The organism is Sphingobium sp. MP9-4 (genome assembly GCF_005281675.1).
GTDB classification, from domain to species: domain Bacteria; phylum Pseudomonadota; class Alphaproteobacteria; order Sphingomonadales; family Sphingomonadaceae; genus Sphingobium; species Sphingobium yanoikuyae.
Map to the genome: position 1 here is coordinate 63,963 of NZ_LUFI01000019.1, position 20,922 is coordinate 84,884.

Annotated in this window: 16 protein-coding genes and 4 pseudogenes; 7 read left to right on the forward strand and 13 right to left on the reverse strand. The window is 61.6% G+C overall.

Going from position 1 to position 20,922, the window contains the following annotated elements:
* Nucleotides 1–55: 55 nt before the first annotated feature.
* Nucleotides 56–850 (forward strand): hypothetical protein, encoded by a 795-nt coding sequence (locus tag A0U87_RS03910; RefSeq protein WP_080727004.1) that lies wholly within the window; start codon nucleotides 56–58, stop codon nucleotides 848–850.
* Nucleotides 851–945: 95 nt separating this feature from the next.
* Nucleotides 946–1,557: a recombinase family protein gene (locus tag A0U87_RS03915; protein WP_037508597.1), complete on the forward strand. Its 612-nt coding sequence runs from the start codon at nucleotides 946–948 to the stop codon at nucleotides 1,555–1,557.
* A gap of 38 nt (nucleotides 1,558–1,595) precedes the next feature.
* On the opposite strand, the gene A0U87_RS03920 is transcribed toward A0U87_RS03915, so the two are convergent.
* From A0U87_RS03920 to A0U87_RS03965, 10 genes are all read right to left on the reverse strand, one after another.
* Nucleotides 1,596–2,027, reverse strand: coding sequence for a BphX family protein (locus tag A0U87_RS03920; protein WP_025551201.1), 432 nt, complete (start codon nucleotides 2,025–2,027; stop codon nucleotides 1,596–1,598).
* Nucleotides 2,028–2,053: 26 nt separating this feature from the next.
* Complete coding sequence (locus A0U87_RS03925; RefSeq protein WP_013834075.1) at nucleotides 2,054–2,341, reverse strand: DUF1330 domain-containing protein; 288 nt, start codon at nucleotides 2,339–2,341, stop codon at nucleotides 2,054–2,056.
* Between the two features lie 54 nt (nucleotides 2,342–2,395).
* Nucleotides 2,396–3,718, reverse strand: a complete 1,323-nt coding sequence (locus A0U87_RS03930) for an LLM class flavin-dependent oxidoreductase (RefSeq protein WP_170978351.1) — start codon at nucleotides 3,716–3,718, stop codon at nucleotides 2,396–2,398.
* A gap of 38 nt (nucleotides 3,719–3,756) precedes the next feature.
* Nucleotides 3,757–4,824, reverse strand: a complete 1,068-nt coding sequence (locus tag A0U87_RS03935; RefSeq protein WP_037508594.1) for a tartrate dehydrogenase — start codon at nucleotides 4,822–4,824, stop codon at nucleotides 3,757–3,759.
* A 22-nt stretch (nucleotides 4,825–4,846) separates the two neighbouring features.
* A complete protein-coding gene (locus A0U87_RS03940; RefSeq protein WP_037508591.1) occupies nucleotides 4,847–5,854 on the reverse strand; it encodes a ketopantoate reductase family protein in 1,008 nt (335 codons plus the stop codon).
* A 20-nt stretch (nucleotides 5,855–5,874) separates the two neighbouring features.
* Nucleotides 5,875–6,837, reverse strand: coding sequence for a dihydrodipicolinate synthase family protein (locus A0U87_RS03945; RefSeq protein ID WP_037508588.1), 963 nt, complete (start codon nucleotides 6,835–6,837; stop codon nucleotides 5,875–5,877).
* A 51-nt stretch (nucleotides 6,838–6,888) separates the two neighbouring features.
* A complete protein-coding gene (ppdK, locus tag A0U87_RS03950; protein ID WP_037508587.1) occupies nucleotides 6,889–9,555 on the reverse strand; it encodes a pyruvate, phosphate dikinase in 2,667 nt (888 codons plus the stop codon).
* A gap of 106 nt (nucleotides 9,556–9,661) precedes the next feature.
* Nucleotides 9,662–10,759 (reverse strand): NAD(P)-dependent alcohol dehydrogenase, encoded by a 1,098-nt coding sequence (locus tag A0U87_RS03955; RefSeq protein WP_037508586.1) that lies wholly within the window; start codon nucleotides 10,757–10,759, stop codon nucleotides 9,662–9,664.
* A 35-nt stretch (nucleotides 10,760–10,794) separates the two neighbouring features.
* Entirely contained in the window at nucleotides 10,795–11,319 is a 525-nt protein-coding gene (locus tag A0U87_RS03960; RefSeq protein WP_037508585.1) for an aromatic-ring-hydroxylating dioxygenase subunit beta, read from the reverse strand.
* A 44-nt stretch (nucleotides 11,320–11,363) separates the two neighbouring features.
* Nucleotides 11,364–12,728, reverse strand: coding sequence for an aromatic ring-hydroxylating dioxygenase subunit alpha (locus A0U87_RS03965; RefSeq protein ID WP_037508582.1), 1,365 nt, complete (start codon nucleotides 12,726–12,728; stop codon nucleotides 11,364–11,366).
* Nucleotides 12,729–12,923: 195 nt separating this feature from the next.
* Between A0U87_RS03965 and A0U87_RS03970 the strand changes: the two genes are divergently transcribed.
* From A0U87_RS03970 to A0U87_RS03980, 3 genes and pseudogenes are all read left to right on the forward strand, one after another.
* Nucleotides 12,924–13,817: a DMT family transporter gene (locus tag A0U87_RS03970; protein WP_230588528.1), complete on the forward strand. Its 894-nt coding sequence runs from the start codon at nucleotides 12,924–12,926 to the stop codon at nucleotides 13,815–13,817.
* Nucleotides 13,814–15,745 (forward strand): AMP-binding protein, encoded by a 1,932-nt coding sequence (locus A0U87_RS03975; RefSeq protein WP_052076586.1) that lies wholly within the window; start codon nucleotides 13,814–13,816, stop codon nucleotides 15,743–15,745. The genes A0U87_RS03970 and A0U87_RS03975 overlap by 4 nt, the downstream gene beginning before the upstream one ends.
* Before the next feature lie 218 nt (nucleotides 15,746–15,963).
* A pseudogene (locus A0U87_RS03980) lies at nucleotides 15,964–17,073 on the forward strand (IS110 family transposase).
* A gap of 291 nt (nucleotides 17,074–17,364) precedes the next feature.
* Here the strand turns inward: A0U87_RS03980 and A0U87_RS03985 are convergent.
* A complete protein-coding gene (locus tag A0U87_RS03985) occupies nucleotides 17,365–18,372 on the reverse strand; it encodes an IS110 family transposase (RefSeq protein ID WP_037508579.1) in 1,008 nt (335 codons plus the stop codon).
* Nucleotides 18,373–18,468: 96 nt separating this feature from the next.
* Nucleotides 18,469–19,190: pseudogene (locus tag A0U87_RS03990) on the reverse strand (IS5 family transposase); the annotation flags it as partial.
* 83 nt (nucleotides 19,191–19,273) lie between these two features.
* On the opposite strand from A0U87_RS03990, the gene A0U87_RS03995 reads away from it, so the two are divergent.
* Together A0U87_RS03995 and A0U87_RS04005 are read left to right on the forward strand one after the other, a co-directional pair.
* Complete coding sequence (locus A0U87_RS03995) at nucleotides 19,274–19,516, forward strand: hypothetical protein (protein ID WP_137405232.1); 243 nt, start codon at nucleotides 19,274–19,276, stop codon at nucleotides 19,514–19,516.
* Between the two features lie 741 nt (nucleotides 19,517–20,257).
* Nucleotides 20,258–20,464 (forward strand): annotated as a pseudogene (locus tag A0U87_RS04005) (transposase); the annotation flags it as partial.
* 67 nt (nucleotides 20,465–20,531) lie between these two features.
* Here A0U87_RS04005 and A0U87_RS04010 read toward each other — a convergent pair.
* A pseudogene (locus A0U87_RS04010) lies at nucleotides 20,532–20,834 on the reverse strand (transposase); the annotation flags it as partial.
* Nucleotides 20,835–20,922 lie beyond the last annotated feature (88 nt).

Here is a 20,922-nt window from a genome sequence, read left to right on the forward strand (position 1 = left end):
CCCGGCCAAGCGAGCTTCCGAAGTGTTCCCCGACCGCCGTGCCATGGAAGGTTTCATGGCCGGGCTGTTCGGCCGCGTGGAGGCCGATACGAACGGCGCCGTCGATGATGCGCAGGAAATGATGTACGATGCGTGGGAAGCGAGCGGTGCCGCGCGTGTCGCTCTCGCCAGGGCCGCACTCGACATCTCTCCGCTATGCGCGGACGCCTATGTCCTGCTTGCGGAGGAAGACGCGCGATCCCAACCGGACGCACTAGCCCTTTACCGTCAAGGCGTGGAGGCAGGCGAGCGCGCGCTCGGCAATGAATTCGAGGAACTGTCTGGCCACTTCTGGGGGTTCCTGCAGACCAGACCCTATATGCGGGCGCGAGCAGGACTGGCGATGACATTATGGCGCACGGGCGAGCAGCAGGCGGCGATCGACCATTATCGCGCGATGCTGATCCTCAATCCCAATGACAATCAGGGCATCCGCTACCTGCTGGCAAGCGCCTTGCTCCAGCGCGACGATCTCGCTGGGCTGAAGGTGCTACTGCGCCAGTATGAAGGAGATGGAAGTGCCGCCTGGGCCTACACGCTGGCGCTGATAGCCTATCGCGAACAGGACCCGCGCGGTCCGGCGATTGTCCGGGAAGCCTGGGAGAGCAACTCGCATGTGCCTGCCATGTTGGCCGGCCTCAAACGCCTCGTTCCTTCTCGCGACGGCTACATCAGTATGGGCGGAGAGGATGAGGCGACCGCTTATGTCGAGGAAAACGGCGCCGCCTGGCGTGCCATCCCGGGCGCCATCGACTGGCTGGCCGAAAGAAGCACGGGGCTGAAGCCGCGACATCGCGGATGCCAGTCATGAGGAACGAACGCGCGCAAACGGTCGTTTGCGCAGCATCCAGACCGGTCCAGCAAAAACAACGCGCTATTCGTCGCACAAAGCTGTTGCCAAACGACATGCAAAAGCAACAGATAAATGCAGCATCACCCAAGCTGCTCGGCTATGCTCGCGTGTCCAAGGCCGAAGACCAGGATACCGCCCCGCAGATCGAAGCACTCGAAGCCGCGGGCTGCACCCGGTTCTACGAAGAACATGCCTCGGGCGGCCGCTGGGATCGACCGGAACTCCACCGACTGCTCGACCGTCTCGAGCCCGGTGATGTTCTCGCAGCCTGGAAACTTGACCGGCTGTCGCGGTCGCTGAAAGATCTGCTGCTTATCCTCGACCGCGTCGAAAAGGCCGGCGCCGGATTCCGCTCGCTGACCGAAAATATCGACAGCACAACGGCATCCGGTCGCATGATGATGCAAATGCTGGGCTCGTTCGCCGAGTTCGAGCGCGCCATGGTGCGCGAACGAACGCAGGCTGGCCTGCGCTCGGCGCGTGCCCAGGGGCGCAGTGGCGGCCGACAACCCAAGCTCTCGCCCCACCAACAGACCGAGGTCATCACCATGCTCACCGCTGGCAGATCGACAGCCGATATCGCCCGCCTCTTCCGCGTCCATCGCGCCACCATCAGTCGCATCGTCAACAACTTCGCCGTCAAAGACGCCGCGCGAACTCCATAACGTTCCGCGTCCGTTCTTCGCCTTGGCCGTTTTTCAATCTATGAGGTCACTGCGCCTTGTTGCGCCTTTTCCCGGTGCGCCGCAGTCCAGGTGTACCAGGCTCCGAGTACGATCACAGCATGAGCCGCCAGCGTTGTGAAGACGACCCATTCCGCCTCGCCGCTGCACAACAGGCTGTAGATGTCCCATGCCGCGCCGACCGCTTCGGTTAGCACGATCACCGGGACCAGCGCGATGTATTTCCACGGCTGCCGCGCGCCCCACAGGGCGACGATACCGATCGCGGCCAGCTGTATCCCGACGATCAGCCAGGCATCGAGCAGCAGATCGAACACCGGCTGGCCCTGGCCCAGATCGATTCCCGGATAGATCAGGGACAGGGCCCCTGCATAGACCGGCGGCCAGAGCAGGACCAGATTGCACAGGTACCAGATTCCGCTGGCGATGAAGAAGATGCGCAGGCTTTGCATGGTTCGATCTCCAAAGGCTGCGCCGGTCAGTCGGCGACCGCGAAAATGTCGGACGTTGCGCCGGCGATCCGTGCAACCTTGAACGGCGCATAGTCGGGGCAGGCCATGAACGCTTGGACATCCGCCATCGCAGGGAAGCGGATGATCACCGTATAGTGCGGCGCCGCGCCTTCGCCTTCGAAGCGTTCGAACTGGTTGGAGCGGCAGATCAGTTCGCCGCCGAACCGCGCAACCATCGGCGGAACATTGGCTTGGTAGTCCGCAACCCAGCCATCGTCGTGCGAGGTGACGGAAGCGATGAAATAGGCGGCCATGGTTGTTCCCTCCGTGTCGTTAGCGGTCTGGTCTGCGGCTTTCGGTTCGCCGCGTCAAAAGAATCGATTGCCGGGGCGCGGCAACCCGAAATGATCGCGCAGGGTCGTGCCTTGGTAGTCCTTGCGGAAAATGCCCCGGCGCTGCAATTCGGGCACGACCCGATCGACGAAATCGTCGAGCCCCTCCGGCAGATAGGGGAACATCACGACGAACCCGTCCGAACCGCGCTCCTCCAGCCATTGCTCCATCTCGTCGGCGATCGAAGCCGGAGTGCCGACGAAGGCGAGCCCGGCATAGCTGCCGGCTTTCGCGGCGAGCTGGCGGATGGTGAGGTTGTACTGTCGGGCTTGCGTGACCAGCATTTCACGAGAGGTCTTGCTGGCGTTGGTATCGGGTATTTCGGGGAGGGGGCCATCGGGGTCGAACCCCGAAACATCATGATCGAGCATGCCGCACAGCGAGTGAATCCCGCTTTCATAGTGAACCAGGCTGTCCAGGTGAGCGCGCTTGGCCTTGGCCTGCTCGACCGTGTCACCGACAACGACGAGCGCGGCGGGCAGGATCTTGAGATGATCGGGATTGCGTCCGATCGGGATCATCCGCCCTTTCACATCAGAATAAAAGCTCTTGGCGGCGGCAAGATTCGATCCAGCGGCAAAGACGACTTCGGCGGTTTCGGCGGCAAGCTGGCGTCCAGGGTCCGAGGCCCCCGCCTGGAAGATGACCGGCCAGCCCTGCGGGGGGCGGGCGATGTTGAGCGGCCCGAGGACCGAGAAATGCAGCCCTCTGTGATCGAGGACGTGCATCCGCGCGGGATTGAAATAGATGCCGCTTTCCGCATCGCAGACGAAGGCGTCTTCCGCGAAGCTGTCCCACAGGCCAGTCACGACGTCGTAGAATTCGCGGGCGCGCCCGTAGCGGCCGGAATGATCGGGCTGCACCTCGAACCCGAAATTCTTGGCGCTCTCGGGGTTGGACGTGGTGACGACGTTCCAGCCGGCCCGCCCGCCGCTGAGGTGATCGAGCGAGGCAAAGCGGCGCGCGACGTGAAAGGGTTCGTCGAAGGTGGTGGAGGCAGTGGCGACCAGCCCGATCCGTTCGGTGGCGCCAGCCAGCGCCGACAGCAGGGTGAAGGGTTCGAACGAGGTGACGGTGTGGCTGCGCCGCAGCGCCTCGACCGGCATGTTCAGGACCCCGAGATGATCAGCCATGAAAAAGGCGTCGAACTTGCCTGCTTCCAGCTTGCGCGCGAATTGCCGGATCGCGGCGAAGTTGAAATTCGCATCCGGGATTGCCCCGGGGTAGCGCCAGGCGCCGGTATGGATGCTGACCGGCCGCATGAACGCGCCGAGGTGAAGCTGACGTTGCAGGCTCATGCGTTTCGTTCCTTCAGGCTCGCGAAGACTGCCGGGGATCACCTTCCCTGCAGCTTTTCCAATATTTGGCGGGTCAGGACCGCTGTACTGCCGTTGCCGCCCAGATCGGGGGTCAGGACTGCTTGCGGATCGCGCAGGACCGCTTCGATCGCGGCCAGCACCATCGCTGCGGCTTCCGCTTCTCCCAGATGGTCGAGCATCATCGCCCCCGACCAGATCTGTCCGATCGGATTGGCAATGCCCTGGCCGGCAATGTCCGGAGCCGATCCGTGCACCGGTTCGAACATCGACGGATAGCGCCGCGACGGATTGAGATTGGCCGACGGCGCGACCGCTATCGTCCCGGTTACGCCGGGACCGAGATCGGACAGGATGTCGCCGAACAGATTGGATCCGACCACCACGTCGAACCGTTCGGGTGACATCACGAAGCGGGCGGCCAGAATGTCGATATGGTACTGGTCGGTGGCGATCCCGGGATATTCCGCGCCGATCGCCGCGAAACGCTCGTCCCAGAACGGCATCGAATGGTAGAGCCCGTTCGACTTGGTGGCCGAGGTGACATGCGGCCGGCCAAGCTTGCGCGCGAAATCGAAGGCGTAACGCAGGATCCGGTCGGTGCCGCGGCGGGTGAATACTGCCTGCTGGATGACGATTTCATCCTCGCCGGTGCCGGTGCGGCCGCCGATCTGGGAATATTCGCCTTCCGAATTTTCCCGCACCACCCAGAAGTCGATATCGCCGGTGCTCTTTTCGCGCAGCGGCGAGCGAATGCCGGGCAGCAACCGCACCGGCCGGAGATTGACATATTGATCGAATTCGCGCCGGATCGGCAGCAGCAGGCCCCACAGCGAGACGTGATCGGGCACCCCCGGGTAACCGACCGCGCCAAGGAAGATTGCGTCATGATCGGCAAGCCGGGTGAGCCCGTCATCGGGCATCATTTTCCCGGTGGCGAGATAGGTTTCGCAGCTCCAGTCGAAGTCGCGAAACTCGAGCGCAAAGCCACATCGCTGCGCTACCGCCGACAAGACCTGCACCCCGGCGGGCAGAACCTCGCGGCCGGTGCCGTCGCCGGGAATATTGGCTATGGTATAGCGGTTCAAAAGGGTTTCCCGTGCCGAAAGGTCAAAGGTAGGTGTTCAGGGTCTTGAGGATCCGGTAAGCCCCCAGGAATGTCGGTGCATCGACGCCGAGGCGTTCGGCGGCCTCGGCGAGCGGTCCCAGTATTTCGTCAACCTCCATGCGCCGTCCTGCCACCAGGTCATCGTGCATCGAGGTCCGGACCGGGCGATTCTCCGGCTTGAACCGGCCGACCATGGCCATCACCCCGGCGAGCGCGAAGCTTTCTCCGTTGATCTCGACGAGCCGTGAGACGGGCGCGAAGAAATTTTGCGGTTCGTACCCCAGCGCCTTGTAGATCGCCAGCAGGTCCTTGACGATCAGGATATACTGGGCCGCGCCTTCGCGTACCGCCACACCGTCGATGAAATCGAGCTCTTTGATGCCGCCCAGGGTGCTGGCGCTCCACGATGAAGCACTTCCGACCTGGACCAGTTTTTCCCAATGGACATGGGTGATGTCGGCAGTCGAGCGGGACCCCATCCCGGCTGAGTCCAGCGCCTCGGCCATGGTCCGGGTGCGATCGCTTTCTCCGCCTCCTAGTTCGCCGAAATAGGCGGTTACCGGGACGGCCATGTGGTTGAGCGCCCGGCCGGGTTCGAGCAGGGTTGCGCCGTCCATGATCGACCCGCCAATCACCTCGTCCTTGCCGAACGCGGCCTGCAGCCGGCCTTCCTTGCCAACCCCGTTCTGCAAGGTGAGGGCGCAGGCTGTCCGGTCAACCAGCACCGCCGCATCGGCCAGCGCCTGATCGGTGCCCTTCGCCTTGGTCAGCAGGATGTAATAGTCGATCGCGCCCTCGACCTCGGCCGGGGTCTCGACCGCGAACAGGTTGGCGCGCTGCACGAACTGCGCCCGCACCCCTTCGATTTGCAGACCACCCTGGCGGATGGCCTCGACATGGGGTTTGCGCGCAATCAGCGTTACCTTGTGTCCGCCGCGGGCCAGGAAGCCGCCGATAACGGAACCAAGTCCGCCTGCGCCGTGGATGCAGAAGTGCAGTTGCCTGGTCATTGCCGATGTCCCGCGTCCGATCAGGCGATGCCGAGCTCGATGAGCTTGGCCCTGATCTCTTCCTTCTTCTGCGGGGTCACGTCCGCGACCGGCGGCAGGATCGGGCCGGCCTTGAGGCCGATCGCCTCATACCACGCCTTGATGTTCGCCAGCGCCGAAGCATAGGTCGCGGTGCGCGCGATATCCCAGACAAACTGGTCATGGTAATATTCGCGGACGTCGTGCAGGCCTTCCCACTTGGTGCGGGCCTCTTCCCATTTGCCCTGGTGGGCGAGGTTGATGTAGTCGCGCGCGAGGTGGCGCTTCTTGCCATAGAGCATGAACGACAGTTCGCCCCAGCACACCGTCCCGCCCAGCCGGAGGTCTTCGAGGAAGAAATACTCAAACGGCTCCATGGTGTTGAAGCCTTCGGGCATCAGGCTGCGGATCTTGATCGTCTCGGCGCGATTGAGCGCACCCTGCTTGACCCCGATCACGGTCTCGAGATCGGCCAGGCGGCGCATCAGGTTCCAGCTCAGCACCGTGCCCGAAACCGGCGTGCGGTAGAGGCAGACCGCCATGTTGCTGCGATCGGTCAGATACTTGAACCAGGCGAAAATCTCGTCGTCGGTGCGAAGCTGGACGACGGGATTGATGACCTCGGCGCCGTTGAAACCCAGCTCCTCGACGAACTGCATCTTTTCGAGCGCGAGGTGGACCGACGGGTCGAGGATGATCGTCCAAAGATCGAGCCGCCCGGCGTTGGCCTCGGCGACGATCTCGTGATAGCGCATCCATTCGGACGGAGTGACGTTCCAGCATTCGGCAATGAAGCCGCCGACAACCAGGCCATCAAGGCCCATTTCGACATATTTGTCGATGTTGTAGCGGATCCCGTCGATGTCGAACTTGTGGTCCGCGGTCATCGGGGTGATCGGACACTGGTAAAACCCCCGGACTGTCTCGGTGGCCCATTTCTTGGCGTCCTTGCGATCATAGTCCATGGTTCTTCTCCTCCACCCTTTGACTTGTTAAGCTCTTGGCCGGGTTCCGCGCTAGGTAGCGGCCAGTGCCGATTGGGCAGCGGCGAGGCGCGCTATGGGAACTCGGAACGGGGAAGCGCTGACATAATCGAGGCCGACCCTGTCGCAGAACGCGATCGAGGCCGGATCGCCGCCGTGTTCGCCGCAGATCCCCAGCTTGATGTCGGGGCGGGCCTCGCGGCCCAGACGGGCGGCCATCGCAATCAGCTTGCCGACCCCTTCTACATCGATGCTGACGAATGGGTCGGTGGCAAAGATGCCCTTGTCTATGTAGCTGCCAAGAAACCGTCCGGCATCGTCCCGGCTGATGCCCAGCGTGGTCTGGGTAAGATCGTTGGTGCCGAACGAGAAGAACTCGCCAACCTTGGCGATCTCGTCCGCCACCAGCGCGGCGCGGGGCAATTCGATCATGGTCCCGACGGTGAATTCAACCGTCAATCCCTGCTCCGCGAAGACCGCTTCCGACACCCCGATCACAATCCGCTTGAGCATGTCGAGTTCGCGGGCCGTGCCGACGAGGGGGATCATGATTTCCGGCACGACCGGTTGGCCGGTCTCCCGGCTCACCGCGCAGGCCGCTTCGAAGATTGCGCGGGCCTGCATCTCGTAGATTTCCGGATAGACCACGCCCAGGCGGCAGCCGCGGTGGCCGAGCATCGGATTGGACTCGGCTAATTCCTCGGCCCGGCGTCTGAGCTGATCCACGCCGATGCCGACGGCGGCGGACAGCTCGGTGAATTCCGATTCGGAATGGGGAAGAAACTCATGGAGTGGGGGATCGAGCAGCCGCACCGTGACGGGAAGCCCCTGCATGATCTCGAAAATCCGGGCGAAATCGCTACGCTGTTCGGGCAACAACCGATCGAGCGCGACGAGCCGCTCAGCCACATTCGCGGCCAGGATCATCTGGCGCATGAAGTTGATGCGTTCGCCGTCGAAAAACATGTGTTCGGTGCGGCACAGACCGATGCCTTCCGCTCCGAACTGGCGGGCGACTTCGCAATCGGCCGGGGTTTCGGCATTGGTGCGCACATTCATGCGGCGATGCCGATCGGCCCAGGCCATCACCGTCGCAAATTCGCGGTCAAGCTCAGGCATCACGGTTGGCAGGGCGCCCTGGAAAATCTCGCCGGTGCTGCCATCGATAGTGATCAGGTCACCTTCGGCGATGTGCACGCCACCAATCTCCGCTGATCGCGCCTGGTAATCGATCGACAGGCTGGACGCCCCCGAGACGCAAGGGCGCCCCATGCCCCGCGCGACGACCGCCGCATGGCTGGTCATGCCGCCCTTGGCAGTCAGAATTCCGCGAGCGACATGCATGCCATGGATGTCGTCCGGCGAAGTTTCCTGCCGGACCAGGATGACGTTTTCCCCCAGTTCGGCGCGCACCGCAGCCGTATCGGCGTCGAACACGACCGCGCCCGATGCAGCCCCCGGCGAAGCCGGAAGCCCCGATCCCAGCAGGGTCCGTGGCGCGTCGGGATCGAGCGTGGGATGCAGAAGCTGATCGAGCGAGGCCGGATCGATCCGCCTGATCGCCGCTTCCTCGGCGATCAGGCCTTCCTCGACCATATCGACGGCGATCTTCAGCGCGGCTTTGGCCGTGCGCTTTCCGGAGCGGGTCTGCAGGATATAGAGCTTGCCGCGCTCGACCGTGAATTCGATGTCCTGCATGTCCTGATAGTGCAGCTCGAGCAGCTCGAACAGGCGGGCGAGCTCCGTGAAGACCGCGGGCAGCGCCTCTTCCATCGACGGCAGCTTGGCGCCGGCGGCCGTGCGGGCTGCGAGCGTCAGATATTGCGGCGTCCGGATCCCGGCGACCACATCCTCGCCCTGGGCGTTGACCAGCCATTCTCCGTAATAGGCCTTGTCCCCGGTTGCCGGATTGCGGGTGAAGGCGACGCCCGTCGCGCTGGTTTCGCCGAGATTGCCGAATACCATCGCCTGGACGTTGACCGCCGTTCCCCATTCGCCAGGGATGCCGTTGAGGCGGCGATAGACCTTGGCGCGATCGGATTCCCAGGATTCGAATACAGCAGCGATTGCGGAAGCAAGCTGCTCGTCGACGTCCTGCGGAAAGGGAGCGCCGCGTTCGGCCTCGACGATGCCGAAGAACTCGCCGATCAAGTCACGAAGATCGGTGGCGCTCAGGTCCACGTCCTGCGAGACGCCGCGATCTTCCTTGGCCTTTTCCAGCGCGTCCTCGAACCGCGCGTGATCGATCCCGAGCACAACGCTTGCGTACATCTGGACGAAGCGGCGATAGCTGTCCCAGGCAAACCGCTCGTCGCCAGACGAAGCAGCCAAGCCACGCACCGTTTGGTCGTTGAGGCCCAGGTTGAGGATCGTGTCCATCATGCCCGGCATCGAGACCCGGGCGCCGGAACGAACCGATACCAGCAAGGGATCGTGCCGATCGCCGAACCTCTTGCCCACCGTGCGCTCGATATGGGTCAGCGCCGACCTGACTTCGCCATCGAGGCGCGCGGACTGGCTGTGGCGATCGCGCAGGAAATGAAGGCATTCTTCGGTTGTGATGGTGAAGCCGGGTGGGACAGGCAACCCGATCCGCGCCATCTCGCCGAGATTGGCGCCTTTGCCGCCCACTACCGCCTTGTCGCGGGCGCGCGAGTCATCATGGGCAATGCCGGGGCCGAACGTGTAGACGGTTTTCATTTGCTGCTAGTTTCCCCGGGGAATGTGCCGCTCTTGCCAAACATGTCCCCGGGCATGCCGCGCCTTGCCGCCACACGGGCGGCAAGGCGGCTGGCGAACACGGTCCTTACATCCGGAGGATGGCCTTGATCGCGCTGCCAGTTTTTTCGGTGTCTTCGACAGCCTGGTTGATCTGATCGAAATCGTAGAACGAGCAGAGCTTCTCGAATGGGAACAGGCCGGCCTTCTGCATCGCGATCAGCTGCGGGATGAACACCTGCGGCGTGCTGGAGCCTTCCACTACCCCGCGCAGCTTGCGACCGAACAGGATGTTGTTCATATCAAGCGAAAATTCGGTGCCCAGCTTGGCGCCGCCCACGACTGCGGTTTCCCCCATGTTGTGGGTGCTTTCGACCGCTGAACGCAGCACCTGCGGGATCGCGGTCGTGTCCATCGCAAAATCGGTACCGCCGCCGGTCATCGCGACAATCGCTTCCTGGGCATTGGTGGTCGACGCGTCGATCACATCGGTTGCACCAAGTTCGCGCGCGACTTCGAGCCGAGCCGGGTTGCGATCGACCGCAATGATCTTGAGACAGCCCGATGACTTGGCGGCCATCACTGCGCTGAGACCGACCGAGCCGACGCCGAAGATCGCAATCGAGGCACCTGGAGCCGGCCGCAGCGAATTGAGGATTGCGCCCGCGCCTGTCTGGATACCGCAGCCCAGCGGGCCGAGCAATTCGATCTCGGCATCGTCAGCAACCTTGACGCAATTGTTCTCGCTCGCAATCGAATAGGTCGCGAATGAGGACTGACCGAAGAAGCAGGCGTTCACGTCCTCGCCGTTGCGGGTGATCGGGGTCGATCCGTCGAGCCGGCGGCCCATGAAATTGAGCGGGAAAAGGCTGGGGCAATAGGCCTGATGCCCCTTGAGGCAAGCCGGACAGGTGCCGCAATAGCTGAACGACAGAACCACCTTATCGCCCGGCTTGACAGTGGAAACCCCACGGCCGACCTTTTCGACGACGCCGGAACCTTCATGGCCGAGCACGGCCGGCAGCGGGGTCGGGTAATACTGGTCGCGGACGGTCAGGTCGGTGTGGCATATGCCCGCCGCCGCAACCTTGACGAGCACCTCACCATCGCGGGGGTCTTCGATCGATACGTTATCGAGGACGAATTCTCCGCCTTGGCGTTCAATGATCGCGGCGTAGGCTTCCATGCATATTCTCCCGGGTTTTTGGCAATCGCGCGTTATTAGCAAAAGAAATACAGGTTCTTGTCTTGCGTGACTCTCGCATCGAGGATGAGCTTACGCCGGAAGACCTTGAAGCCGTTACCATCCCGACGCAGCTTGTCCTCGCGCCCCAACGTATGCACCGTCACTTCCGTCTGGCGGCGGTTGCGGTACACAAGGATGTTCGACAGAACGTCCAATTCGCCGTTACCGGCCTCGAATGCTTCAACATTCGAAACGAAGTACCGTATCTTAGACGGCGGATCCTCCATCCATACCTGGCCTGAATAAAGCCGCTCGACGCGCTGCTTGAGCTCTCCGAAATCGTCGTTGTAGATTGCCGCATCGTCAGGCGTCGGGTCGGGGCGCCGGTCCCTGGTGAGCCGTTGTTCATAGATTGGCATCCAGTAATGGATGTCTTCGGCGACCATTCCCTGGAGCCATTCCCGGTACTGCCCGGTTTGAAACATTCTGACCTCAGCGCGATAGTGCGCTTCGATATCATAGTGAACGTCCGGCGTCACCGGAATTTGTTCAGACGACATATTCTCTCCTTATTCTATGATTTTCGAACCACCGCTTGGGGCGCTCATTCGGCCGCGTTAAGCTTCTCGTTCCAGAAATTGCGGTTCGGGAAAACCGAATCCCAAGTGTCGTCATTTGCTTTCACGCTAGCCCAATCGGGTGCATCGATCATTTCCTTCCAGAACCGGTAAAAGCCCCGGTAAGAGGTTTCGCCGATGAAGCTGATCCCGACGATGCCTGGATAGACTGGATGCGGCCCTTCGTAGCCGACCCCCATCGTGGAGTTCATTCTGCCATTGCGCGTGATCACGCCTCGGTTGATGTAGGTTGCCGAAGACATGTTTTCGCCATCGTCGCTTTCCAGCGTCCCGGCGGTGCCGAAGGTGCGGATCGCTTCGCGCTGGATCATGCTCTTGGTAGCTGGATCGGCATCGCGCGGAACTATGGTATAGGTCCACACCTCGATTTCATGCGGTCCGCGTGGATGCCAGATCTTGAAGGTGTTGGTCCCGTAGAGGAACGAGCAGTTTGGGAAGATCGAGCAGTTCCAGTGCCCCAGATAGAGCCGTTCGCGCTCCGGGCCGAACTTGCGGCGCACCTCACCCCTCGTGTCCTCGAGAAATTTGGTCCAGCCCTCCCGCTTGATGTGGAGTCCGGCCGCGGCATTGTCGATCACCCCGAAGCCGTGACCGTGCCGGGTCGTGAACTGCAGGCCGAGATCGTCGAAGGGAATGTCGGCGCGATTGCCCGCCAGGCCAGCCAACTCGCCGCCGATCTGGCTGAGCGCGGCGGCATGGGTCCAGCCGACGTGATAACCATCGCCGATGAAATTCTCGGCCGGTACCTTCCAGTTGCACTGGAGCAGGCTCTTCATCGGGGGGCCAAGCAATTCCATTCCGCCGCCGGCACCCTCCCAGATGGTATCGAGGTAATAGCGGAACTCACCCAGATAGTCCTCCAGGCTGGGCGCTTCGGGATCGTGGCAACCGAAAATGAAACCCTTGTAGGTTTCAACCCGAACGGACTTCGCCGCCAATTTCTGCTTGTCGAGGCTGTTATGATAGCAGCGCGACTCGAGCGGGACATCGACCAGCGATCCATCCTGGCCGAACACCCAGCCATGGTAATTGCAGACGAACGCCTTGGCATTTCCGCTGTCGGCGTGGCAGATCTGGTTGCCGCGATGGCTGCAGGAGTTGATGAAGGCGCGGAATGTCCCGTCGCTTTGGTGCGAGAGGATGACCTTGTCTTCGGCCATATAGGTGGTGATGAAATCGCCCGGCTTGGGCACAAGCGATTCGTGACCGAGCATCAGCCAAGCGCGTGAAAAAATCCTCTCTATTTCAAGAGCGTAAACATCTTCATCCCAAAACACCTGACGGGATTGGCTGGCATTCACGGTGTCTACGAGTGTGGCGTCGCTGCTCATGGCTCTCTCCGGTTTTCACGAACTGCGGTTGTCGTCTGCAGATTCGTACACTAAGGGCAATGCGATGTACGATATGCAAAAAGCCGATGCCACGCAAGTGGGATTGAGAGTGACGGACCGTTCGTTCTGATGGGTACTGGCAATGGTTCTTCTGGATGGCGGCAGGCCCTTCGTTACGTATGGAGCTCACCAGTCTTGTTGCTTTCTCTCGCTTCGCTATTCTGGGCGCTGAACCCCATCGTGGGCCGGGCGGCGCGCGACTTGCTTTCTCCTCTGGCGCTGGCCTTTTGGCGTTGGGTGGTCGCGTTGCTATTCGTTCTGCCCTTTGCCTGGCGGCACGTCGTGGCCGATCGTCGGGTCCTGCGCGATTCCTGGCGCCTGCTGGCGGTGCTGGGCGTGTTCGGCGTGGGGGTGTTCGCCTTCATCGTTTACTGGAGCCTGCAACTCACCACAGCCACCAACAGCCTGCTGCTGCAATCGACCATGCCGATCATGACCTTGGTCATGCCGAGCATTCTGTTCGGGGAGCGGATCAGACCGCTGCTGGTTTCCAGTGCGGCGCTGTCTCTTACCGGAGTCGTCTGGATCGTGACCAGAGGGCAGCCTTTCGCGTTGCATCTTGGCGGACTCAACCATGGCGACTTGCTCGCCCTGACCGGGGTCTTCCTGTACTCGGCCTACGCGACGTTCTTGCGCAAGGTGCCCGCCATACACCACATCACTCTGCTCGCTGTGCTGTTCGCGGTCGGCATGGGAACGCTGGCTGTACCTTACCTGGTGAGCCTGGCCGATGGCGGGGTCGCCAAGCCACAAATTGAAGTGATTGGCGCGGTGCTCTATGTAGGCATCTTTCCTTCGCTGATTGCCTATGCCTTCTTCAACCGTGCGGTAATCCTGATCGGTTCAGTAAGAGTCGGCGTCTACATGAATCTCCCCACGGTGTTCGGTGTTTTCTTGGCGGTGCTGCTGTTGGGAGAGAGACTTGAAACCTATCACATGGTCGGAGCGGCCATTGTCTTGGCCGCGATATTCGTATCGCGCCGAGCAGCAGCAGGCCAGACGGAAAACAGGGGAGAGCGGAAACCATGAGTGATGAGACCGGGGCGATGGCCTACGATGGCGCAGTGCGGTGGGCTGCAAACCGCCCTGACCAATTCTGGCTCGAGGCCGCAAAGGCGATCGACTGGGTCGAAAATCCGCCGCGCGCCCACGACCAAAGCATGGGCTGGTTTCCCGAAGGCATCCTGAACACATGCCACAATTGCCTCGACCGGCATGTCCAGGCCGGACGCGGCGATGCGCTGGCGCTTGCCTATGACAGCCCGGTAACCGGAACCATCCGCCATTACACCTACCGCGAACTGCTGCATGAAACCGAACGTACGGCGGCGATGCTGGCGAGCCTCGGCGCGAAAAAAGGGGATCGGGTAATCCTCTACATGCCGATGATCCCCGAGACGGTTTTCGCGATGCTGGCTTGCGCGCGGCTCGGTGTGATCCATTCCGTTGTGTTCGGCGGGTTCGCCCCACCCGAACTGGCCAAGCGGATCGACGATGCCACCCCCAAACTGGTGCTCACCGCTTCGTGCGGAATCGAGGGCAGCCGCACCATTGCCTACAAGCCGTTGGTCGACGAAGCGCTGGTCCTTGCCGCCCACTCGGTCGAGCATGTCGTCCTGGTCCAGCGCGAACAGCTAACCGCGGACTTGATGCCCGTCCGAGACATTGACTGGCACGATCTGCGGCGGAGGACCGCCGATATGCCGGTGCCTCCATGCGTTCCTCTCGCCTCCGGCGATCCGCTCTACATCCTCTACACTTCGGGCACCACAGGAACTCCCAAGGGTGTGGTGCGCGACAATGGCGGACATGCCGTGGCCCTGTCGTGGTCGATGGCCAACATCTATGGCATCGGGGCAGGGGACACGTTCTGGGCTGCCTCGGACGTCGGTTGGGTGGTGGGGCATAGCTACATCGTCTATGCCCCGCTGCTGGTTGGGGCCACGACCGTCCTGTTCGAAGGCAAGCCTGTCGGCACACCCGATCCCGGCACGTTCTGGCGGACCATAGCGCGCCATAATGTCAAGAGTTTCTTCACTGCGCCGACCGCCATCCGGGCGATCCGCAAGGAAGATCCCGATGCCCGGTTCCTGAAGGAGATTGGCACCGGAGCGTGCCGCGCGGTGTTTCTGGCCGGAGAACGCGCGGACCCGGAAACGATCGCGTGGCTGGAGCGGTTAAGCGGTTTGCCGGTGATCGATCACTGGTGGCAGACCGAGCTTGGCTGGCCGGCCATCGCTTCATGCTTCGCGATGGGGGACCTGCGCCGCAAGCCTGGCAGCGCTGGCTTTCCGGTGCCCGGTTACCAGTTCGCCATCCTCGATGACGATGGACTTGCTCTGCCCGACGGGGCAAGCGGCAATGTCGTTATCGAAACCCCGCTGCCGCCCGGCACCTTCCGTTCGCTGTGGAACAACAACGCCACGTTTGTCCGAAATTTCGAGACGTTCCCTGGGTACTACGAAACCGGTGATGCAGGCTTTCGCGACAGTGAGGGCTTCATGCACATCATGGGACGAACCGACGACATCATCAACATCGCCGGTCATCGGCTGTCGACCGGACAGATGGAAGAGATCGTGTCGCGGCAACCAGGTGTCGCTGAATGCGCCGTCGTCGGTGCGGACGATAACCTCAAAGGTATGGTACCGATTGCTTTCGTCACCCCGCAAGCCGGCTATGCGACGGACAAGAGCCTTGTCGAGCGCTCAGTCCTTTCCGTGCGCAGCGAACTGGGGGCTATCGCGGCGCTGAAGGCAGTTCTGGTCGTTGAGCAATTGCCCAAGACCCGTTCTGGCAAGATCTTGCGTAGCCTGCTCCGTAAGATCGTGAACCGCGAACCCTTCGATATCCCCGCGACAATTGACGAGCCGGAAACGCCAGCCAAGCTTGCGGCGGTTTTTGCGGAAGAAGCGGGACTTAACGACCCTCATTCGCTGAAGCGGGTAAGTGATTGATCCGCATCATGAGCGTTTTGACCGATTAGAGGCAGCGTCAGAACGCTCTCGTAATGGTGTACGATCGGGTTTTGTTATGATCGTAGCCATCCGGTGAGGCTTGCGATTACCCATAAGTATTTGAGACGCTATGTTCGCGGTTGGTAGCTCGTCCCCGGCATGCAGTATCGAGGGTTGACCAAAGATCAGGTCCTATCCTCATGCATGGGAGACGAGCCATGGAATATTCTACGACATATGTAGCGATGGACACGCACAAAAAGACGATAGCGGTATCGGTCGCGGAGGCAGGTCGGCGCGGGGAGGTCCGCTACATCGGTGAGATATCCAGTGATCCTACAGCAGTGGCGAAGATGGTTGCCAAGCTGGCGGCACGTCATGCCCGTTTGTCATTCTGCTACGAGGCGGGGCCGTGCGGCTACGGCCTTCATCGCCAGATCACGCAGCTCGGCCACGAGTGCGTTGTCGTTGCTCCTTCACTCATTCCGACACGTCCCGGCGATCGGGTAAAGACCGATCGTCGCGACGCCACCGCTATTGCCGCGCTGTTTCGTTCCGCCGAACTGACCGCAGTGTAGGTGCTGGACGAAGCTCATGAGGCCATGCGGGACTTGTGCCGGGCCCGCCAGATGGCGATGCAGGGATTGCGCCGGACCCGCCAGCAGGTGCTGGGCTTTTTGCTGCGCCAAAGCCGGATATACAGCGCCGGCAATCACTGGACCGGAAAGCATCGCCGATGGCTGGCAGCCCAAGGCTTCGAACATCCTGCCCGCCAGATTGCTTTCGAGGAGATGGTCCAGGTCGTTGATGAAGCCGAGGCCCGCCGGGATCGGCTTGCCCGGCAGATGGAGGCATTGGTGCCGTCGTGGTCATTGGCGCCGGTCGTGACTGTTATCCAGGCCTTGCGTGGGATTGCCCTGATCGCGGCGATCACCATCGTGGCCGAGATTGGCGATTTCCACCGTTTCGCCAACCCCCGCCAGTTGATGGCCTACCTCGGCCTGGTGCCTTGCGAGCATTCTTCCGGCGCCAAAACCGCGCGTGGAAACATCACCAAGGCCGGGAATACTCGTGCGCGACGCATGCTGGTCGAGAGTGCCTGGACTTACAGACTCCCGGCGCGGATCGGAGAGACCATACTCAAACGCAATCAGGGGCTCGACCAGTCGATCCGCGATATCGCCTGGAAGGCGCAGGTCAGGCTCTGTGCTCGTCATCGCCGTATGACCCGCGCCGGCAAATCGGCAAACGTCGTCAACGTCGCCATCGCCCGCGAACTGGCCGCCTTCGTATGGGCCATAGCGACTAGCCTCAAACAACCAGTCTAATTAACCCGCAGCAGCAAAAGGAGCATCTGCACTAGCTAGGCCGTAGATCTGTAATTGCAGAGCGAGGCGGTGTGATCCCTTGAGGGTTTCATGGATCTGTCCGCACTAACCGGGCCGAGGCCTGGCCGTGCTGTATCGGGTCTCACAGAGCCGAACGTTGCATTGACTCGATGCGGGCTTGTTTACCCACTACGCAGCTTCGCAGATCGCTCGTCCCTGCGTTCCCTCGCGGAACACCGCCCTCGGATCAACTTTGACGCTTCACCGCTGGCAAACAGGTTCTACTCTACCTCATGCTTGGAACAAAGTGCCATCACGCAGCATGGCATGCATGATTACCGCGAGCCGGCGAGCAAGCGCGACACGGGCCTTCTTCAGGCCGCGGCGCTTGGCGATATTCAGAGCCCATGTTTTCAAGGCAAAGGTCTCGCGGCTGCGGGTGAGGATCGAGTTGGCCGCCTCGTAGAGCAGCTTGCGGACGGTCCCGTCGCCTTGCTTGGTGATCCGGCCTGTCCAGTCGAGTTCTCCCGATTGGTGGCGTCTGGGCACCAGGCCGAAGTAGGCGCCGGCATTGCGCGATTGTCGGAAGCGACCCGCTTCATCCACCGCGGCCGCGAATGCGGCGGATGTCTGCACGCCGACGCCGGGGATAGTCATGAGGATCTCGCAGGCCTGTGACTGGCTGGCGATAACACGCAGGCGACGGTCCATTTCCTTGATCTGCTCGACCAGTTCGGCGCGCACCGACAGCAAAGAGGCGATGGCATCGCCAAGGCCGGGGATATGCGCGGCCTGCTTGATCCGTTGGAGGAATGCCTTTCCCTGGCCAGCGCCGGGGCGATAGCCGAACGTGGCGCAAAGACCGCGGATCATGTTATCGAGACGGACACGGGCCTCGACCAGGTGGCCACGCGCGGAAATCACACTGCGGACGCCATGCGCTGCAGGAGATTTGACGTGCACCTCCTTGTAGAACCCCGTTCGAGCCAGTTGCGCGAGCCCGGCGGCATCGTGCGGGTCGGTCTTGTTCGCCTTCATTGCCTTCAGGCTCTGGTGCGCCTGCCGGGCGTCGATGCACACCACCAGGACGCCGAGTTCGCGCAGTCCAAGGCAGATCGCCGGCGACATGCGGCCGGTCTCGATCACCGCGCGTTCGATCGGGCCATTGCGTTCGAGCATCTCAGCCAGGGCCTCTGGCGAACTCTCGACCTTCTCCGACACGAGCTTCCGACCATTTTCATCAACGATGCAGACCTGCGTGGTTTCCATCGACAGGTCCAATCCGGCATAGTGCTTCATGGCTGCTTCCTTCCTTCAGGATTCGACAACCAGAAGTGTGCGCCTCCACCGGGGTCCGAGGAAGCAGCCGCAATTACACGATGACTCATAAGCACGGAGCCAGAGGCGCATTGAAGCGAGTTGCACCATGGCGAGGAAGTTGTCGGCGAGTTTATCATAGCGGGTTGCGACGCGACGGAAGTGCTTCAGCTTCGAGAAGAACCGTTCGATCAGGTTGCGCTCGCGGTAGAGGCGCTTGCTGAAGCAGGGTTTCCATTTTCGATTGGATTTGGCCGGAATATTAGGCGTAGCTCCTTGCTCTTCGATCAGTGCGCGAATGCGGTCGGCATCGTAGGCTTTATCAGCGAGCACGATGGTGCGCGGCCCGAGATGGTCGAGCAGCGTGTCCGCGACCTGCCCGTCATGCGCCTGTCCCGCCGTTAGGCCAAGCCGGATCGGGAGCCCTTGCGCATCGACGACCGCGTGGATTTTGGTCGTAAGCCCGCCTCGGGAGCGACCGAGGCAATGATCTCGATCCCCCTTTTTGCCGTCGCGGCCTGCTGGTGGGCCCGAACAGAGGTGCTGTCGTGCGCAGCGGTGATGGCATCCATCATCCGGTCCCAGACGCCAGCCTTTCGCCATCGCACGAAGCGGTTATAGCAGATGGTGCGCCGCCCATAGCGCTCGGGAAGATCGCGCCACGGAGCACCGGATCGCAGCACCCAGAAAATGCCGTTCAGGACGCGTCGGTCGTCAACACGCGGAACGCCTCTGGGCTTGTTGGGCAGCAGCGGCTCGATCACGCGCCACTCAAAATCGGTTAGGTCATATCGGCTCATGCCGCCGCTGAATCACAAGTCGAAGCGAGACAAAACCCATTATGTGCTATCCGGCGTGTATCCAGGTCAAAGGCAGTGTTGAAATGAGCGAGTGGCGAGATGTTCACGTTGGCTTTGAGGGCGACGGTGTGAAAATCAGCGGCATTGCAGTCTGGCAGCAAAATTGGCGACGCACTGGGGAAGAAGCCATTCAACTCCCTCATCCAAGCTACCAGCATCAGCGCCATCGGTTCGATATTTACGAGGTCGGGCCTACAGATAGCCTAATCCGCTTCGCGGCTGGCGAACTCTCCAACGGTGTATGGGGCTTCTACATCCCAGCCTGAATCGCGTTTATGGGTTCACGACCTAACACACACTCTGCGCTGCTCATCAATGGAAGCGGCGGCACGGTAGGGCATTCCTCGATGTGATTCTGTGGCCGGTCAAAACCGACGCCCGACTTGAGACAGAGGCAGGCCCGAGACGAATACGCGGTCTTGCGGTATCCAACCCGCGCATCACAGTCTGATCAACCGTCGTCCAACGCCGCCGCTTCCTACCATGCGCAGCGCTACAAACCCTCGCCGCCATTGCGAGCGGAAATCGTGTCCCGAGGGGTTCTCTAATCGCCAAGGTCAAGTGTTGATTTCTCAGCGATCCATCCTGCGTGCCGGGCTCTTGGGTTCTCTCCGCGGTCACCGCGTCGGGTGCCGCATGTTTGCGTTCCAGTTCGGGGGATCGAAGTGGTGTGCGCGGTCATTGCCGCTAACCCGGGAGCGATCTCACCCTCGCCGCGCGTCCCGGCTGGACGCATTCCGTTGTGCTGATGATCAGTGTCGTTTCGGTTGCGATCTATGCCATCGCTGGCTCCCGGAAGGGCGTGTTAGTGCGCCACATCGCATGCAATGTTACAGCAAGTTTCCGCGCCAGAGCCACCTTGGCTTTTCGGGTTCCTGTCCTTTCGGCGATAGCTTTGGACCAGTTGCGTAAGCGTGGGCCACCAAGGTCCCGACAGACGATCGCGTTCGCCGCCTCAAATAGGCATTTCCGCGTGAACCTATCTCCGCGTTTCGAGATGCGACCGTTCCGGCTACACCCACCGTGTCGCTATCGCGAACAGCCGTCTCGTCAGCATGGTCGATGCTACCGTCACCTTCCGTTGGCGCGACTATCGGCATGGCAATGCCCAAAAGCATATGGCTTTGACCGCAGACGAGTTTATCCGCCGGTTCCTGCTCCACACTCTGCCCGACCGCTTCCATCGCATCCGTCATTACGGTTTTCTTGCCAACGGATGTCGTCGTACCCTATAGCGCGACGATCTGGATGAGAGGCCTCTCATCCTGTTTGTCGCGCGGCAACTGCCGCCAAGGCCTTCTCGGCGGTGCGGCGTGGCTCCAGGAGGCTTGGGAAGTAACTGCCTTTTCGAAGCTTCGGGATCGCCAGATCAATCCGGCCAGCTCGCGTATCCCAACCGCGCTCGCGGTAGCCGTTGCGGTGGTTCAGCCGTTCCGGGCTGCGTGATCCGCAAGGCACGCCCGTCTTAGCCTCGATCTCCAGATCCATCATGCGCTCTGCGGCGAATGCCAGCATCTCACCCACCAAATCGCTATCAGCCCCTTGCTCAATCAGCTCGACAAGGGCCATTCTGTCATCGGTCATCGTCTTCTCCAGGTTCGAGTTCGCATCCGAACCCTACCAGAAGATCGACGGTGGCCACCCTCTCAGGGAAACCTTCCTACACCACTTA

Bases quoted from the DNA above. Each gene is read 5' to 3' on its own strand.
- A0U87_RS03910 (WP_080727004.1), top strand. From the start codon at position 56: ATGGCCGGGCTGTTCGGCCGCGTGGAGGCCGATACGAACGGCGCCGTC.
- A0U87_RS03915 (WP_037508597.1), top strand. From the start codon at position 946: ATGCAAAAGCAACAGATAAATGCAGCATCACCCAAGCTGCTCGGCTAT.
- A0U87_RS03920 (WP_025551201.1), bottom strand. From the start codon at position 2,027: ATGCAAAGCCTGCGCATCTTCTTCATCGCCAGCGGAATCTGGTACCTG.
- A0U87_RS03925 (WP_013834075.1), bottom strand. From the start codon at position 2,341: ATGGCCGCCTATTTCATCGCTTCCGTCACCTCGCACGACGATGGCTGG.
- A0U87_RS03930 (WP_170978351.1), bottom strand. From the start codon at position 3,718: ATGAGCCTGCAACGTCAGCTTCACCTCGGCGCGTTCATGCGGCCGGTC.
- A0U87_RS03940 (WP_037508591.1), bottom strand. From the start codon at position 5,854: ATGACCAGGCAACTGCACTTCTGCATCCACGGCGCAGGCGGACTTGGT.
- A0U87_RS03945 (WP_037508588.1), bottom strand. From the start codon at position 6,837: ATGGACTATGATCGCAAGGACGCCAAGAAATGGGCCACCGAGACAGTC.
- ppdK (WP_037508587.1), bottom strand. From the start codon at position 9,555: ATGAAAACCGTCTACACGTTCGGCCCCGGCATTGCCCATGATGACTCG.
- A0U87_RS03955 (WP_037508586.1), bottom strand. From the start codon at position 10,759: ATGGAAGCCTACGCCGCGATCATTGAACGCCAAGGCGGAGAATTCGTC.
- A0U87_RS03960 (WP_037508585.1), bottom strand. From the start codon at position 11,319: ATGTCGTCTGAACAAATTCCGGTGACGCCGGACGTTCACTATGATATC.
- A0U87_RS03965 (WP_037508582.1), bottom strand. From the start codon at position 12,728: ATGAGCAGCGACGCCACACTCGTAGACACCGTGAATGCCAGCCAATCC.
- A0U87_RS03975 (WP_052076586.1), top strand. From the start codon at position 13,814: ATGAGTGATGAGACCGGGGCGATGGCCTACGATGGCGCAGTGCGGTGG.
- A0U87_RS03985 (WP_037508579.1), bottom strand. From the start codon at position 18,372: ATGAAGCACTATGCCGGATTGGACCTGTCGATGGAAACCACGCAGGTC.
- A0U87_RS03995 (WP_137405232.1), top strand. From the start codon at position 19,274: ATGAGCGAGTGGCGAGATGTTCACGTTGGCTTTGAGGGCGACGGTGTG.